This window comes from Paenibacillus polysaccharolyticus (assembly GCF_900102085.1).
Classification (GTDB): Bacteria; Bacillota; Bacilli; order Paenibacillales; family Paenibacillaceae; genus Paenibacillus; species Paenibacillus polysaccharolyticus.
Genome location: NZ_FMVM01000014.1, coordinates 203,322 through 220,285, shown reverse-complemented (window position 1 = coordinate 220,285; position 16,964 = coordinate 203,322). Strand labels below are relative to the sequence as shown.

The window sequence follows — 16,964 nt, the reverse complement described above, 5'->3', positions numbered from 1 at the left end:
CGCGAGCTGGGTTCAGAACGTCGTGAGACAGTTCGGTCCCTATCTGTCGTGGGCGTAGGAAATTTGAGAGGAGCTGTCCTTAGTACGAGAGGACCGGGATGGACGTACCGCTGGTGTACCAGTTGTTCCGCCAGGAGCACCGCTGGGTAGCTATGTACGGACGGGATAAGCGCTGAAAGCATCTAAGCGTGAAGCCCCCCTCAAGATGAGATTTCCCAGTATGTAAGACCCCTTGAAGACGACGAGGTAGATAGGCTGGGGGTGGAAGTGCAGTAATGCATGGAGCTGACCAGTACTAATCGGTCGAGGGCTTATCCAATATGCAAGTTTTAAATCGCGTGCGTTTCGTTTCGAATCTAGTTTTCAGAGAACAACACTCTGAATGGCGAAATGAAAATCGGTACATCACGGAATGTGTGTATGATTTTCAATTCCAAAATAGATATGGAAGAAGCTATGCTTCGATCCAATCGCGTTTGGTGGCGATGGCGGAGGGGTTCCACACGTACCCATCCCGAACACGACCGTTAAGCCCTCTAGCGCCGATGGTACTTGGACCGCAGGGTCCTGGGAGAGTAGGACGCCGCCAAGCAAGGTAAAGACACACTTGATGAGAATCAGGTGTGTCTTTTTTTTACATACTTATCCTGTTTAATTGTTGAACAGTTCAAGAAATTGGGCTGTTTTTTTGTCTTGTCAGCGTCTAGTTGATAAATAGTAGTCTCCTACAGAATAAAATTAGTACCAAGTACTAAGACTTAGTGCTATAATAGTAAAAAAACATTCGAGGTGATCTCTGCTATGAATCATCAATCTAAAGCAACAATAACAGCAATGGGTACATATGTACCTGATCGGATACTAAGCAATGCAGATTTGGAAAAGATGGTCGATACAAGTGATGAATGGATTGTACAGCGAACAGGCATGAGAGAGCGCCGGATTGCAGGAGAACATGAATTTGTATCAGACCTGGCTACAAAAGCCGTGGAGGATATGGTGCGTCGTTACGAGGTGAAGATCACCGATGTTGATATGATTCTTTTTGCAACAAGTACACCCGAGTATGCTTTCCCAAGTTCGGCTTCACGAGTCCAGGCAAACCTGGGTATTCCCCAGACGGGAGTGCTTGATCTGAACGCGGCTTGCGCGGGCTTCACATACGGTATGCAATTGGCAGATAGTCTGGTGACCAGTGGGATGTATCGTAAGGTACTCGTTATCGGGGCTGAGACGTTATCCAAAATAACAGACTATACCGATCGAACAACGTGCGTGTTGTTTGGAGATGGAGCCGGTGCGTTTCTGGTAGAACGTGCTTCTGACCAGGGTGACTTTAAGTCTGTCATTTCTGGGACACAAGGGGAAGGTGGTATGCACCTATACAAAAGCGGACTTTCTACAGAGATGGATGGTCATCAGTTGAATGCCGAAGGAAATTTGGTGCAGAACGGAAGAGAGGTCTACAAATGGGCAGTCCGCATGGTCCCGGAACAATTAGCTGAGCTTATTACGAGAGCTGAGATGTCACCTGAGCAGATCGATTGGTTTGTTCCGCACAGTGCCAACATGCGCATGATTGAAGCGATGTGTGAACGTGGACCAATTCCGCTCGAACGTACATTAACGAGTATGGAGTACCGGGGGAATACTTCTGCGGCCTCAATTCCACTTGCATTGCAGATTGCGGTGGATGAAGGAAAGCTGAGACATGGGCACAACGTTGCGCTGTTTGGTTTTGGAGGCGGGCTAACGTACTCGGGTCTAGTTGTTCGATGGGGTGTGCCGGATAGGGCGTAAATGTAAATCTACCAAGGTGTCTGATTAATTAGACTTCAGTTCAATTTTAATAGCATTAAAGGAAAAAAAAGGGTAGAACTCAGTAATCTGAGCTCTACCTTCTATTTGCTATTTCCAAATTATTACTCATCAACGTTACTGTTCAAACTCTTCATAACTTTCGTCTTCCCATAATGTATTGAACACACTAAAATCAGTCCATTTACCCGAGAAATAAAAAAACAAATCTAACTTTTCGAAAAATTCATTACCTTCAATTTCCCCCTGATCTACAATGGGTTTGCCTGTCCTGCGTAAAATGGGGTATACCTCTGCATAATCTGCCCCGTCAAACGCGATCATAATAGGTGCATCAAGTACGCTTAATTGTTCATAAGAGTAGGTTATACTCTCGCCGTTCACAATGACTTTCAGATCAACCGGTTCTGTTGCGCTGATTGCCAGATAGGCGGTAGAAATGTTATCCGTACTAACAAGTGCCACGTTATCAGATATAAGACTGCCATGCGCAGAATTTCTATAAACGTACTCACGATTTAACTCTCTTGGAATCAGTTCGTCTTTGGTAGGCTGATGTTTGTAGCCTTTCCCGCCATAAAAATTGTAGATGCGTTGCAGAATAACTGCGGTTTCCGCTAGCGTTACCTTTTGATTCGGATAAAAATTCCCTTTAGCATCGGGTTTCATGATACCTGCTTTAGAGAAGCCGAGCATAGCATATGTTTTTACACCATCAAGATCGGATCCAAGATATACATTTTGTTTTTTTTCTTGAATAAAACCTAACTCTGGAGCCAGTGGTTGATAAGCAAACTTCCATTTGTCATATGTTTCAAAAGAAGAAAATGTTCTTTTCGGGATATCCCTGAACGAGTTTACTTTAGTTATGATTTCTTTTGTGTCCATTTCGTCCAGGCTATAACGGATATCAGGGAATAGTGCATTCAGGGCAATCAACAAATCCCAGCGAGACAAACTCTTAGAAGGTTGATACGTATATGTTTCACCATTGTAGTTTATCTGGTCTGCTGCTGCGATCATACCCGAAGGATTACTCGGAATGCTACCGTACACATCTCTAAAAATGGAATAATAGGTGCTTCCTTCTGGTACGCCTGGAATTTCGATTTTTTTGTCGGGTTCAACACGAAATTCCTTGAATAAGGTATGTATCATTTGGGTTAATTCGGCTTTGGACACCGTTTGGTTTAAACGATCTGCTTCCTGTTCGTAGCTTTGCATGACACCGTGAGAGCCCATGAATTCTACAGCGGGCTTAGCCCACTTATATTTCTTGGCATTAGTAGTTGTGGCAGCACTGGCCGTTGATGTGGCAAAAAGGGAGAAACTGAGCACGGTAATAAGCATCATATGCCATCTTGAATAGTTCATCCAAAACCTCCTGTTAATGTGTGGTTCAAACGATGTATAAGTAGTAAACTTCTTCATACATATTGTAGACGACAAATCAAGATCTGGGCAATTTGAAAATTTAGATCGAAAAACACCCCGATTCACAGAATCGTGAATGGGGTGCATGTTAATGAAGAATGTTCAATAAAGGGAAAGGATCGAAGTATGAGAACTTGTTTTGATTGATAAGAACTTGGCTTGATTTATGAGGACTTATCACCGAATTGGTTATCAGCAACAGAAGTATGAGTGCTCTTGCTCTTAAATCATCAGTCGCCAAGAAGTTAAGGCGTTAACTTGGGTGCTTGGCGATGGTGTGTACCTTGTTCGTAGCTGTAAGCCAGCTTAATCAGTGTACCTTCATCAAAGGCACGGCCCAGGAATTCAATGCCTACAGGCAAGCCATCCGTTGTGAAGCCAGCCGGGACGGTAATAGACGGGAAACCGGAGAATGGGCTTAGACGATTGTTGGCACCAGAGGTTTGCCCTTTGCCAATCACGCCAGCAGCTTGTGTTGATGTAGGATAGATGATTGCATCCAAATGGTTATCCGCCATGACTTTCAGTAAGGAATCACGAGTAATTTGAGTACGCTTCAGGACGATATCTTTGTACTCTGATGTATCTAGCGTATCCCGTGCGTCCCGTGCTTTCATGGATTGTTCCTGGGATTTATCAAATTGACCGGATGCGATGATCTCGGACAGGCTATGATACGGCGCGTTGTCACCTAGAGAATCCAGATAGTCATTCAGCTGGAATTTGAACTCATAGCCACTGAGGCTAGGATATTTATTGATCTCTGCAAAGTTAGGAATGGAGATTGGTACCGCGGTAGCGCCGAGTGATTTCAGTTCTTCAACAGCGGCGTTGATGACGTCGGCAACCGCTTTTTCCTCCGCTTTGGTGCTTGGGATGAGTTCAGGAGCTACACCGATTCGAGCACCCTTCAGTCCGTTCACGTCCAGGAAGTCTGTGTAACTGGAAGGGATTTTGCCTACCGCGTAAGCCGTGGCAACATCTTTTTTATCATAACCAACGGTAGCATCCAGCATGATCGCCGCATCACTTACGGTACGTGCCATCGGCCCACCAACGTCTTGTGTCAGTGCGAGTGGAATAATGCCTTCCCGACTGGAGAGGCCAATGGTTGGACGAATACCGACAAGGCTGTTAAAGCTGGACGGTATGCGGATGGAGCCACCTGTATCGGTGCCCATACCTGCTGCAGCGAAGTTCGCGGCAATGGCCGCACCTGTTCCACCACTCGAACCACCTGGATAATGATCAAGAGCGTAAGGGTTAAGCGTTTGTCCTCCCAGTGAGCTTGATGTTGTGATGCCAAAAGCAAACTCATGCAGGTTGGTTTTGCCCAAAATAATGGCTCCCGCTGCTTTCAGCTTCTTCACCTGCTCTGCATCATGGGCCGGAATAGAATCCTTCAGGCAGATACAGCCAGCCGTGGTGGGCATGTCTTTGGTATCAAAGTTATCCTTCACCAGGATCGGGATACCGTGAAGCGGGCCGCGAGGTCCCTGAGCTGTGCGTTCTTCATCGAGTTGCTCTGCGATTTTAAGCGCATCCGGGTTCAGATTGAGGACAGCATTAATGCTGACACCTTGATCATCGTATTTCGCGATACGATCCAGATAATGTTGCACCAGCTCTTTGGATGTCAGTTTACCTTGCTCCATAGCGGTCTGCATATCCATGATGGTGGCTTCTTCGAGCACAAACGGTTTTATGTAGGTATAAATGCGATCTTTCAAAATAGAGACGTCGCTCGCTGTCAGTACAGCGTTCGGCAGGAAAAGAGAGTCCGTATAGCCTTTCATTAGTCCGGCGGCATTCAGGGCGCCGACGGCACTGGCATACTCGGACTGCTTCGGCACATCCTTGAAGGATGCCGGAGCAGTGTCCAGCTTGAGCCATTGCTGCAAGGCAAGTGCAGCATCTTGGCGTGATATGGTCGCACCGGAGAGCTTGTCCATGGTAAAAGGTACACCTGCAAGTGTTGCGGCTTCTTCCATGGCCTGAACGAAGGTTGCGGCACTGACCGGCGCTTTCCCTGCAAGGGCGGCGACGGTGGAGGTTTGGCTTGGAGGAGTTGCAGCGGCGGCGAAAGCCGAAGGTACAGCAGTTCCTCCCCACGTTGCGGCAACCACGGTTCCCGCGAGTAATAAGGCCCCGCCTTTTTTCAATACAGATCCATGATAAGTCATGCATCCACGCTCCCTTCCTGTGTCTAAGATGATGTGTGTGTTAGCAATCTTTGTATAATGCTTTTGCACATCTTATATTGGTGTTAGGTAATCTTACAAATCTATTATTTATTCAAAAAAACGCATACATATTGGTTTTGTGTGATGATATCTCACGTTTTCTCTTTGTGTCTTGGAAGTGAAAGACTATTTTTTTATTGGAAAGTCAAAGAAAAGATATTATCTAACATGGATATAACACTTGTTAATGCGGTGATAAGTTGAATGTATTGGCAAAAAGAGATGCCCTTGAAACCCTGTTCTGTTGAATATACATTTGTCGAAAACATGATTCTGATTGAGATGATATAATGTAAAGATGGAAATATAGGAAGACAAGGAAGACAGATCCGTTGTCTCCGATATTAGCGTTTGGAAAGAAAGGAAGAGATACGAAGTGAAGACATTGGTACTCGCAGAGAAGCCATCTGTAGCCCGGGAGATTGCAAGAGTGATGGGCGCGCGTGATAAACATAAAAGTTATATGGAAGGTCCGAAATACATTGTAACGTGGGCCTTGGGACATTTGGTGGGGCTCGCTGAACCTGAGGATTATGACAAAAAGTATGCGACGTGGAATCTGGAAGATTTGCCGATTTTGCCAGAGCGAACCAAGCTGAAGGTGCTCCGGGAAACGAATCACCAGTACAAAGCCGTGCAGCAACTGATGAAACGTCAGGATGTGGGTGAGTTGGTTGTTGCAACGGATGCGGCCCGTGAAGGAGAACTGCTTGCAAGATGGATTATGCAGATGGCGCAGTGGAAAAAGCCGTTCAAACGACTGTGGATTTCATCCCAAACGGATAAAGCGATCAAGGACGGATTCGCCTCGCTGAAGCCGGGAAGTCAATTCGACCGTCTCTATGAATCCGCACGCTGCCGTGCTGAAGCAGACTGGATGATTGGTCTTAATGTGACACGTGCGTTAACCGTACGGTTCAATGCCCAATTGTCCGCTGGACGTGTACAGACGCCAACTTTGGGAATGATCATGGATCGGGAAAATGAGATTAACGGTTTCCGTTCGCAGGAATATGAGACGTTAAGCGCGGACTTTGGAGATTTTCAGGCGGTATGGCGTGCAGCTGGCGGGGATTCCAGAATTTTTGACAAACAGGATATGCAGCAATTGAAGGCACGTGTAGAAGGACGTAAAGGCTCGATTGCCCAGGTGAAAAAAAGTGAAAAAGTCGAGCCGCATCCGCTGGCTTATGACCTTACGGAACTGCAAAGGGATGCGAATCATAAACACGGTTTTTCCGCTAAACAGACCTCTAACGTACTCCAGCGTCTGTATGAGCAGCATAAGCTTGTTACTTATCCGCGGACAGATAGCCGTTATCTGACTTCCGACATGACGGGAACGTTAAAAGAACGACTCGAGAGTGTAGCTGTTGGCCCGTATGCATCACTTGCACGCCCTTTACTGCGCAAAAACCTGAATGTCACCAAACGGATTGTTGATGATAGCAAGGTTACCGATCACCATGCCATTATTCCAACCGAGCAGACGGTGCTCTTAAATCAACTTAGTCCAGAGGAACGTAAACTCTACGATCTGATTGTTCGCCGTTTCATCAGTCTGTTCTATCCAGCAGCGAGGTATGATTCAGTAGCTGTTACGGTACAGGTAGGTAAGGATTCCTTCCATGTGAAGGGCACAACGGTCAAGGATAGTGGCTGGCGCGAAGTGTACGGCGGTGATTACACGGATGATAAAGATGATGACCGTTCCAATGATGCAGGTGACCATGAGCGTGCACTGTTGCCAGACTTACAGCAAGGTCAGTCAGTGACACTTGGGCGCTGCCACATCAAGAGTGGACGTACGATGCCACCGAAGAGGTATACGGAAGCAGCGTTGCTCTCCCAGATGGAGAAGCACGGACTGGGCACACCTGCGACACGCGCAGATATCATTGAGAAACTGGTCAGCTCGGATACGATTGATCGTCAAGGGAACAGTCTGCATCCAACGGGCAAAGGCAAACAGCTGATTGAGCTTGCTGCCCCGCAACTGCGAACACCGGAACTGACCGCTCGTTGGGAGGCTGAACTGGAGCGTATAGCACGTGGACAGGGTAAACCAGGCCCGTTCCTGGATGGTATTCGTTCCATGGCAAAGGAACTTGTATCCACCGTGAAAAGCAGTAAAGCCGAGTACAAACCCCATAATGTAACCAACAGCCACTGCCCGGACTGTAATGCCAAGTTGCTAGAGAAAAAGGGGAAACGTGGCAAGTTCCTCGTATGTCCTACGGAGGACTGTGGTTATCGTCGCTCCAATGAGAAGCGGTTGTCGAACCGCCGCTGCGCGCAGTGCCATAAGAAGATGGAGATTAAGGAAGGCAAAGCTGGACTGTATGTACAGTGTCTGCCATGCGGAATCACCGAAACGCTGGATAAAGATAAGCAACACGTGAACAAACGCGAGCAGCAAAAGCTGGTGAAACAATACGCGAAGCAGGAATCCATCGGCTCCAACCTGGGGGATTTGCTCAAGGCGGCTATGGAGAAACAAGGAAAATAGGCATGCGGCAATGACAACATAAGGTGAGAGAATAGGAGTTAAACGATCTCGGACTATTTAATCGGGGCGACCGCATCTCAGGTAGCCTTATGTGAGTTGAAATTTCTATGAGATGAAATGAGAGAAGCCTACTAGTCAGGTGTCATGTTCAAGAAGGCTTGACCACAAATCGATTACGATACTCTTTTGGTGTAAAACCCGTATGTTTTCGGAACACTTTGATGAAGTAACTCTGATCGTGAAAGTTAAGCAACGTATGAATCTCACTCAGGCGATAGTCTGAGAAAACGATCAGATTTTTGGCTTCTTCAATCCGTTGCCTTTGTATAAAAATGCGAAGTGCCTCTCCAGTCTCTTCCTTGAATTTACGGGAAAGATAGGGGGGGCTTATTTGCAGATGCGCGGACAGTACGGACAGACTTAAGTCATCGTATAAGTGATTGAATATATATTCCTGGCATAACAGAATGTCTTTGGAGTTATGAGCCCGATGGACTTTGGCTACACGTTCGGTAAAATCACCAAGGATCTTATGCAGAATCGGATGAATCGAATCAATCCGGGACAGCGTTTCAATGTGCTGAATATAGGTGTCGCTAAGCGTAAGTGCCGACTCCGAATACAATCCGCCATCAATTGCAGCACGGGTTCCGAGCGTAATGGCCGCGATGATCAGATTCTTTTTGCTCCGTAAACTATTCTGTTTCGATAAAGTGCCGTAGACCCCATTCAACTCCATATGCTGCTTCAGATACAAAAGCATCTTATGTTTGTTCCCCAGACGCACCTGATCGAATACCTTTTTCTCCGAGAGGTAGGATTTGTGAAACAATCTACGCTCTCTCTGTTCCAGAAGAGATAGTTCAAGTACACCTTCCGCATGATTATTTATATTTAAGACATGTTTGTTGTCCTCAAGAACTTGATTCCGATCCAATATTTCATGATGTAAAAGATAATGGGCCATAATCGCCACACTCAGCAGTTGATGGAGATCATTGGGTTCAATGAATGTGGTTGAATTCAGTTGTTGATCCCATGCAAACGGAACATGCTCAACATATGACTGTGCATTGGGCCAGAGAACAAGCAGACCTTGTCCTTCAAGAGTATAGACTGGCATCAGGATCATCTTATCCATTTGTATATTGTAATCCATGAGCTGGATTTTCAGATGAACAGGAGTGGACAGAAGCTGGTTCACCAATTCCGGGCTCAAAGTAGGATGACGATCGATACCTCGCTTAAGGTAGAACGCAGGAACCCGGGTGGTATCATATAACGTTTGTAAGATCCATTGAAGTTTGGTTTCGGTTATCGTTGGCACTGAACACTCCATCTCCCTAAAGATCATAATTAATTACTATTAATCGCAAATAAATACCATAAATATAAATGGAAACGCTCTATATTTCAATTAAGATGTTGATGAATGATATGTAGAGCAGGAGGCAGACACAATGTATCTAGTTATTGATATTGGTGGAACTTTTATTAAATACGGAATCATGAGCGAAAGCGGAGAGCTATTGTCGAAGGGAAAACGTGGCGTTGGGCGGAGTGGCTTGCAGGAACTGCAGGATGCGCTTTATGCCATCGTGGATGCACAAGATTTGTCACAGATTCAGGGCATTGCCCTGAGTTGTCCGGGAACAATCGATGTGGAGACAGGAATGGTGTATCACGGCGGTTCTTTTCCATTTTTGCATGAGGTGAATTTAGCCAAACTTCTTGAAGACAGATATGCGATCCATGTGTCCATTGAAAATGATGGGAAGTGCGCAGCGCTTGCCGAACTATGGCTCGGCAGTGTCAAAGATACCAAGGATTCCGTTGTTATGGTGCTGGGCAGCGGCATCGCGGGAGGAATCATCATGGACGGTAAACTGCAACGTGGCAAAAACTTGTCAGCCGGAGAAGTTAGTTATGTGATGAGCCGGATTGACCCGGTAACGAAGGAAGCGGCCTATTTTGGACTGGAGAGCTCGGCTGTAGAGATGGTTAGACAGATTGGTGAGTTAAAAGGGCTGGATGACCCTGCCGATGGTGAGGCCGTGTTTGAATTTATTAATCAGCGAGATGCGGAGGCGTGCGGTGTATTTGATACCTTTTGCACACAGATTGCGGTTCAGATCATGAATCTGCAATACATTCTCGACCCTGAAGTGTTTGCCATTGGAGGAGGCATTAGTGCACAGCCTGTTGTGCTGGAGCGAATCCAATGGGCAATAGATGAACTGAAGCGAATTAACCCATTGCATAAGGCGAGCCCACAGATTACAGCCTGTACGTTTGGAAATGATGCCAACCTGTACGGAGCGTTATATCATTTTCTAAACAGTCACCGGAACAACTAGACTTGCGCCCTGAAGACTAAAATACAGGTGCCTCCTTCGTATAAGAAGCTTCGTTTTCAGGCAACGTAAGCGGAGGAGGTGAGCCTGAGATGCCGCATAACAAACCGGAAAAACGCAATAACCAGCAGAATAAGGACAGCATTCGGGAAGAGAATATCGCAGTGACTCCGGAGAAATCAGCCAAAAGGGTACCGAGCCTGAACGGGATTCCGAAACAGGAATCGTAAAATTCTCGTTTATGTAAAATAGTGCGGTTCTCTGCCCGCGTTGATCATCTGCCTGTCTTGGGATTATAATGGAGACAGGGAGATGTCCCGGGACAGGGGGACCGCTAAACGCATATGCATACCGGACTTATCGTATGGTTTATCTTTATTAATGTTGTCGCATATCTGGTCATGTCTGACGACAAGAGACGTGCACAGCAGCGGCGGGATCGCACGCCTGAACGAACGTTATTTTTGCTAGCCTTTATCGGTGGTGCACTAGGTGTCTGGATTGCGATGTATCGGAAAAGGCATAAAACGAAACATCCCAGCTTTACGATTGGCATTCCGTTGCTCGTGTTTCTGAATGCAGTGATGTATGGTTACTTTTTGCAGTGATGGTTTAGGGATGAATGAGTTTATTATGTAAATTGTTTCTTATCAAGTGGTTCATTTTAACCTGTGAAGGTTTAAGAAGTTACATGGTTCCAGGCTCTGTAAGGGATTTAGATGTCAGACCGAGGCTTGCTTCGGGTTCTACATATATAAGGAAGGGACGGGATTTACATGTTATTTTCCAAAATCTTAGTAGCTTATGATGGGTCAAAAGCTTCAAATAAAGCACTGGATCGTGCAATCGAGTTTGCGAAGGCATCGCCGGGGGCTGTGCTTGATGTCATTCATGCATTTGATTTTCCGCGCGTATTTATTGGGGAAGGTCTGGCGCCATTGCCGCCTTCACTCAACAACGATTACTACAATCTGGCTGTGCAAACGACGGATGAAGCCAAAGAGCGTATTCAGGCTGCCGGTGTTACGGCAAATGTAGATCTGATCCAAGGGGCTGCAGCAGAGGTGTTGCTGGACTATGCCAAAGAAAACGGCTCGGATATCATTATTATTGGTTCCCGAGGTTTAGGCGGAATCCGTGAATTCGTGCTGGGCAGTGTCAGTCACAACGTAGTACAACATGCTCAGATTCCTGTATTGATCGTAAAATGATATTGAAATAAGAGGGAGGATGTACTTGTACTCCATTCCCGTGTGAACAAGCCGGTTGTCTTCGAGAAATTGAAGAGAAGCCGGCTTTCTTTATTTTATTTTGAAGCAACAGGATGGGGTATTTCAAGCGAATTTGGAGTTTATTGTATAACACTGTACTAATTCCCGAACATTAGATTTGTCAATATGTTAAATGTTCGTCTTTAAGTTGACATACGCTGTAGGGGATTGTTAGAATGTTAGATGTGTCGATCAGGTTAAAATAAGGTCGAGTAGGAACGAAAGCTGTATGATTGTGGAACATGGTAAACAAAGATGTAACGAATAGATATTTGCTCGTATAACGCCGGGAATAGGGCCCGGAAGTATCTACCCGGAAACCGTAAATTTCCGGACTACGAGGAGATACGGCTGAGAGTCGCATGGTTGATTGCGGACAGCAAGCCCCTTTTGGCATGCCCAAATGAGGGATACGTATTTCTTGGAGTCCGGTGTCCGGAGAAAATGTAATATTTTCGCGGGTAGCGGACTTTTTAGTTTTTTTACAAAAGGATTTTAAGAAAAATTTGTATAAGTTGAACTACTCATTTACACAGAAACGGAAAGGACAGAAAAAAACTGGAAAAGCGAAGCGATCGCCTTTATCACCGGATTTTCCCTTTAAGTAAAGGGAATCAAAAAAATCTGGGGATAACAGCGATTGGAAGTTTATTCTGGCATTGAAGTGACCGTGTAAATTACCTTTAGTTCAGCTTATATGACAAATGGGTTCTAAAATGCTCAGATGGGAGTGGGATGTATTCATGTCAGTGCAAGTTGCTGTAATTATGGGCAGTAAGTCTGATTGGGAAACGATGAAACATGCGTGCGAGGTGCTGGACGAGCTTGAGATTGGTTATGAAAAAAAGGTCGTCTCCGCACATCGTACACCGGATTTGATGTTTGAATATGCAGAACAGGCGATTGACCGCGGATTCAAGGTCATTATCGCTGGTGCAGGCGGAGCGGCTCATCTTCCAGGTATGGTGGCATCCAAAACGATGCTTCCCGTCATCGGTGTTCCGGTTCAATCCAAAGCATTGAACGGTCTCGATTCCTTGCTGTCCATTGTGCAGATGCCTGGCGGCATCCCGGTAGCCACGGTTGCCATTGGCAAAGCGGGTGCGACAAATGCAGGCTTGCTCGCGGCACAGATCATTGGCGCATTTGACCCGGAGGTGCAGCGCCGCTCCGAAGCTCGCAGAGAACGGATTAAACAAGAAGTACTGGAAAGCAGTGATGAGCTATGAGTAACGAGGCAACCAGACAGGATAAGGGAACAGGGCAGGGACAACCCGTCTTATTACCCGGAGATACAACAATCGGTATTCTTGGCGGCGGGCAGCTTGGACGCATGATGACGCTTGCTGGAACGGCGATGGGGTATCGTTTCGTTACTCTTGATCCAACACCGGATTCACCTTGTGGCCAGATTGCGAAGCAGATTGAAGCTGGATACGACGATGTACAGGCAGCAAGAGAACTCGCGCGGCAATGCGATGTGATCACGTATGAATTCGAGAATGTGGATGCAGAAGTGGCGGCTTTACTTGAGCGTGAGTCATCCGTACCGCAAGGGAGTTCCCTTTTATACACGACCCAGCATCGCTTGCGTGAGAAACGTGCGATTGAAGCGGCTGGTGTCAGAGTTGCCCCGTACCGCGAAATTACCAGTTTGGATACGATGAATGCTGCGGTGAGTGAATTAGGAGTTCCATGTGTGCTGAAAACAGTGACTGGCGGATATGACGGCAAAGGTCAGCGGGTGATTCGTGTCGCAGCGGAAGCTGAAGAGGCTTATCAAGAGCTTGCATCGACAGGAGCAGAGCTGGTGCTGGAGCAATTCATCAAGTTCGAATGCGAGATTTCAGTCATTGTTGCTCGTAGCACGAGCGGAGAGATCAAAACGTTCCCGCCTGCGGAGAACATTCATGTGAATAACATTTTGCATGCTTCCATCGTACCTGCGCGAGTGGCTACAGACATTCAACTGGAAGCACAGAAACTGGCCGCTGCAGTTGCGGAATCCCTGAAAGCTGTCGGATTACTGGCGGTCGAACTGTTTGTAGCCGCTGACGGCAGACTGTATGTGAACGAGCTGGCTCCAAGGCCGCATAATTCCGGACACTACACGATGGAGGCTTGCGCCACATCACAGTTTGAGCAACATATTCGTGCCATCTGCGGATTACCGCTGGGGGATACAACGCTGTTAAGTCCCGTCGTTATGGTCAATGTGCTTGGTGAGCATCTGGAAGGAATCATCGCAAGAACAGGGCAACCTGATGAAGAGGCGATGGAACTCGGTGTTATCCCTAAGCTTCATATATATGGCAAGAGCGAAGCGAAGACAGGACGGAAGATGGGGCATGTGAACCTGCTCTGCCAGGATGTCGAAGAAGGATTGCAATGGATCGAACAAACTAATCTATGGAGGCATACAAATTCATGATTGAACGTTATAGCAGACCCGAAATGAGAGCCATCTGGACAGAAGAGAACAAATTCCAATCGTGGCTGGAAGTTGAAATTTGTGCATGCGAGGCATGGGCTGAGCTTGGAGTTATCCCGAAGGAAGAAGCAGCTTTGCTTCGCCAGAACGCTTCTTTTGACATTGATCGTATCTATGAGATTGAAAAGGAAACACGCCATGACGTTATTGCGTTCACACGTACGGTATCCGAGAGCCTGGGTGCAGAGCGGAAATGGGTTCACTACGGCCTGACTTCCACGGACGTTGTGGATACGGCACTGGGATATGTACTGCGTCAAGCGAACGAAATTTTGGAAAAAGACATCATTAATTTCATCGAAATTTTGCGTGAAAAAGCACTGACATATCAGCATACGCCAATGATGGGACGTACGCATGGTGTACATGCGGAGCCAACAACTTTCGGATTGAAAATGGCGTTGTGGCATGAAGAGATGAAGCGTAACCTGGAGCGTTTCCGCCATGCGGCGGATGGCGTACAGTTTGGTAAAATCTCCGGTGCCGTTGGAACGTATGCCAACATCGATCCATTTGTTGAAGAGTTTGTCTGTGAGAAGCTGGGTACCAAGCCTGCACCAATCTCCACGCAAACGTTGCAACGTGACCGTCATGCGGAGTACATGGCTACGCTGGCACTGATCGCAACTTCTCTGGACAAGTTCGCTACAGAAGTACGTGCACTGCAGAAGAGCGAGTTCCGTGAAGTGGAAGAAGCGTTTGCCAAAGGTCAAAAAGGATCTTCCGCGATGCCGCACAAGCGCAATCCGATCGGCAGTGAAAACATCTCCGGTCTGTCCCGTGTTATCCGCGGACATATGGTATCTGCATACGAGAACGTAACATTGTGGCACGAGCGTGACATCTCGCACTCTTCCGTAGAACGTGTCATTTTGCCGGACGCAACGATGTTGCTGAACTACATGTTGAACCGTTTCGGTAACATTGTGAAGAACCTGACTGTGTTCCCGGAAAACATGAAACGCAACATGGAACGTACCTTCGGCGTACCATTCTCCGGCCGCGTTATGACGAAACTGATCGACAAAGGCTTCAGCCGTGAGCAAGCGTACGATACCGTTCAACCGCGTGCCATGCAGGCATGGGAAGAACAACGTCAATTCCAGGACATCGTGAAGTCCACACCGGAAATTACGGCTGTGCTGAACGACGAGGAAATTGCAGATGCATTTAACCCGTCCTGGCACCTGAAACACGTCGACACCATTTTCAAAAAACTCGGCTTGAACGACTAATATATATTCCAAATAGGCTAAAGAAACGAATGATGGGCTTGCTGAGAACGAAGAGGACAGAAATACCCCACTAAAAGTATAGGTTGATTATGTGTTCACGCTGGAACGGAGAATGCAGAAAAAACCTGTAGAAGCGAAGCGTTCGCCTTTATCACCGAATTTTCCCCTCGTACAATTGGATCAGAAAAATTCGGGGATAACAGCGATCGGAAGGTTCTTCTGCATTTGGAGTGGCCCCGCGTGATGAGGGGAATTGGACGTATAATTTACATCTCCTGAAAGAAGGTGACCCCATGGCACTGTCCACGGCGGCAGATCTTGTTAAAGCACCTTTGTTATACAAAGGGAAAGTACGCGAGCTATACGATCTGGGTGAGCATTTTCTTATTGTGGTAACGGATCGCATCTCGGCATTTGATTATGTGCTCGACCCGGCGGTTCCAGAGAAAGGTAATGTGCTGAATCAACTCAGTAGCTTCTGGTTTGAACTGACAGGTAGCATGATGGAAAACCATGTGGTTCATACCGATGTGAATCAACTGGGTGATTTGGTCACCGAACCTGAATTGCTCAAAAACCGCATCATGGTTACACGCAAAGCAGAGCGCATCGATATCGAATGTGTGGTGCGCGGATACATCACTGGTGGTGGCTGGAGACAGTACGAGACAACCGGAGAAGTGAATGGAATTAAACTGCCGGAAGGCCTGCGCAAAAATGCCAAGCTCGAAGTGCCCATCTTCACACCAGCTGCCAAAAATGACGTTGGTCATGACGAGGACATTCCGATGGAGCGTATGAAAGAGCTTGTTGGAGATGCGCTTGCTATCGAGCTTCAAGAGAAAAGCTTACGCCTCTATGAGTTTGCTCGTGATTACTGCAATCAGCGCGGTATCATTCTGGCAGACTGCAAATTTGAGTTCGGCATCGTGGACGGCAAGGTGATCCTGATCGATGAAATCTTCACCCCGGATGCCTCCCGCTTCTGGGCAAAAGAAAACTATGCTCTCGACATCGAGATCGACAGCATGGATAAAGAGCCTGTCCGTACCTATCTTGCAGGCACCGATTGGGACAAGAACAGCAAGCCCGCCCCGCTTCCGCAAGAGGTGGTGGAAGCGACAACGGCAAGATACGTCGATATTTATAAACGTTTAACGAAATAATAAGTGGATGACGTTTGAGCACGGGCTTCGGGAAAGCTTGAGTAAGAGACGTTTGAGCGTGTGCTCCGGGAAAGTTTGGCTTTCGATCGCTGTTGCCCCCGGAATGTTTGGATTCGTATCCTTTTTTCAAAAGGACACATTCCGGTTGCAAAGGCGAGCACTTCGTTTCTCCAGCTCAAATCTTTCCCTCCGCCAGTGTTCAAACTGGTGGATGAGGTAATTAAGGCGCAGGCTTCACTAGGTATGAAGCCTGCAAAGATTACAAGAATCAAAGGCAAGGTTACTCAAATACTTGAAAACCTGTCCCGCGTTTGCGTGATATGGCTGGTTTTTACCGTTGTCCAGCGAAACGATTGTCCCAAGGCCACCGCTTTTACTACCCGCCAAGCAACGCAAAGGGTTTAGGCCTTTAAAAAATAGCGCCGCAGGATCAAGCGTAGGGG

The 16,964-nt window shown here is 47.0% G+C and carries 14 protein-coding genes, 2 rRNA genes and 1 riboswitch; of the genes, 12 read left to right on the top strand and 4 right to left on the bottom strand.

Annotated features, from left to right (window positions below; translation table 11 throughout):
* From BLQ13_RS20055 to BLQ13_RS20045, 3 genes are all read left to right on the top strand, one after another.
* A 23S ribosomal RNA gene (locus tag BLQ13_RS20055) occupies nucleotides 1-319 on the top strand; the annotation flags it as partial.
* Nucleotides 320-475: 156 nt separating this feature from the next.
* Nucleotides 476-592 (top strand): 5S ribosomal RNA (rrf, locus tag BLQ13_RS20050).
* 209 nt (nucleotides 593-801) lie between these two features.
* Nucleotides 802-1,800 carry a ketoacyl-ACP synthase III gene (locus BLQ13_RS20045; RefSeq protein ID WP_090923386.1) on the top strand — a complete coding sequence of 333 codons (999 nt, stop codon included), beginning with the start codon at nucleotides 802-804 and terminating at the stop codon, nucleotides 1,798-1,800.
* 135 nt (nucleotides 1,801-1,935) lie between these two features.
* Here BLQ13_RS20045 and BLQ13_RS20040 read toward each other — a convergent pair whose 3' ends face one another.
* Both BLQ13_RS20040 and BLQ13_RS20035 read right to left on the bottom strand, forming a co-directional pair.
* On the bottom strand, nucleotides 1,936-3,192 hold the full coding sequence (locus tag BLQ13_RS20040) for an S-layer homology domain-containing protein (protein WP_167375800.1): 1,257 nt from the start codon (nucleotides 3,190-3,192) through the stop codon (nucleotides 1,936-1,938).
* A 305-nt stretch (nucleotides 3,193-3,497) separates the two neighbouring features.
* On the bottom strand, nucleotides 3,498-5,435 hold the full coding sequence (locus BLQ13_RS20035) for an amidase family protein (RefSeq protein WP_090923382.1): 1,938 nt from the start codon (nucleotides 5,433-5,435) through the stop codon (nucleotides 3,498-3,500).
* A 436-nt stretch (nucleotides 5,436-5,871) separates the two neighbouring features.
* Between BLQ13_RS20035 and BLQ13_RS20030 the strand changes: the two genes are divergently transcribed.
* Nucleotides 5,872-8,004 carry a DNA topoisomerase III gene (locus BLQ13_RS20030; RefSeq protein WP_090923380.1) on the top strand — a complete coding sequence of 711 codons (2,133 nt, stop codon included), beginning with the start codon at nucleotides 5,872-5,874 and terminating at the stop codon, nucleotides 8,002-8,004.
* Nucleotides 8,005-8,152: 148 nt separating this feature from the next.
* On the opposite strand, the gene BLQ13_RS20025 is transcribed toward BLQ13_RS20030, so the two are convergent.
* A complete protein-coding gene (locus BLQ13_RS20025) occupies nucleotides 8,153-9,331 on the bottom strand; it encodes a helix-turn-helix domain-containing protein (protein WP_167375799.1) in 1,179 nt (392 codons plus the stop codon).
* A gap of 133 nt (nucleotides 9,332-9,464) precedes the next feature.
* Between BLQ13_RS20025 and BLQ13_RS20020 the strand changes: the two genes are divergently transcribed.
* The 8 genes from BLQ13_RS20020 to BLQ13_RS19990 all read left to right on the top strand — a co-directional run bounded on the left by BLQ13_RS20020 (nucleotide 9,465) and on the right by BLQ13_RS19990 (nucleotide 16,521).
* The gene (locus BLQ13_RS20020) at nucleotides 9,465-10,361 is read left to right on the top strand and encodes an ROK family protein (RefSeq protein ID WP_090923376.1); all 897 of its coding nucleotides are present in this window, start codon (nucleotides 9,465-9,467) and stop codon (nucleotides 10,359-10,361) included.
* An 89-nt stretch (nucleotides 10,362-10,450) separates the two neighbouring features.
* A complete protein-coding gene (locus BLQ13_RS28585) occupies nucleotides 10,451-10,588 on the top strand; it encodes a hypothetical protein (RefSeq protein ID WP_167375798.1) in 138 nt (45 codons plus the stop codon).
* Between the two features lie 114 nt (nucleotides 10,589-10,702).
* Nucleotides 10,703-10,966 (top strand): DUF1294 domain-containing protein, encoded by a 264-nt coding sequence (locus tag BLQ13_RS20015; protein ID WP_090923375.1) that lies wholly within the window; start codon nucleotides 10,703-10,705, stop codon nucleotides 10,964-10,966.
* 168 nt (nucleotides 10,967-11,134) lie between these two features.
* Nucleotides 11,135-11,569: a universal stress protein gene (locus tag BLQ13_RS20010; protein WP_090923374.1), complete on the top strand. Its 435-nt coding sequence runs from the start codon at nucleotides 11,135-11,137 to the stop codon at nucleotides 11,567-11,569.
* Nucleotides 11,570-11,885: 316 nt separating this feature from the next.
* A riboswitch (purine riboswitch) is annotated at nucleotides 11,886-11,987 on the top strand.
* A gap of 385 nt (nucleotides 11,988-12,372) precedes the next feature.
* The gene (purE, locus tag BLQ13_RS20005) at nucleotides 12,373-12,858 is read left to right on the top strand and encodes a 5-(carboxyamino)imidazole ribonucleotide mutase (protein ID WP_090923373.1); all 486 of its coding nucleotides are present in this window, start codon (nucleotides 12,373-12,375) and stop codon (nucleotides 12,856-12,858) included.
* Nucleotides 12,855-14,060 carry a 5-(carboxyamino)imidazole ribonucleotide synthase gene (gene purK, locus BLQ13_RS20000; RefSeq protein WP_090923372.1) on the top strand — a complete coding sequence of 402 codons (1,206 nt, stop codon included), beginning with the start codon at nucleotides 12,855-12,857 and terminating at the stop codon, nucleotides 14,058-14,060. The genes purE and purK overlap by 4 nt, the downstream gene beginning before the upstream one ends.
* Entirely contained in the window at nucleotides 14,057-15,355 is a 1,299-nt protein-coding gene (purB, locus tag BLQ13_RS19995; protein ID WP_090923371.1) for an adenylosuccinate lyase, read from the top strand. Before purK ends, purB begins: the two co-directional genes overlap by 4 nt.
* A 293-nt stretch (nucleotides 15,356-15,648) precedes the next feature.
* Entirely contained in the window at nucleotides 15,649-16,521 is an 873-nt protein-coding gene (locus tag BLQ13_RS19990; protein ID WP_090923370.1) for a phosphoribosylaminoimidazolesuccinocarboxamide synthase, read from the top strand.
* A gap of 237 nt (nucleotides 16,522-16,758) precedes the next feature.
* Here BLQ13_RS19990 and BLQ13_RS28715 read toward each other — a convergent pair.
* Nucleotides 16,759-16,964, bottom strand: a 206-nt coding sequence (locus BLQ13_RS28715) for a hypothetical protein (RefSeq protein WP_208606811.1), incomplete at its 5' end; no start/stop codon positions are given.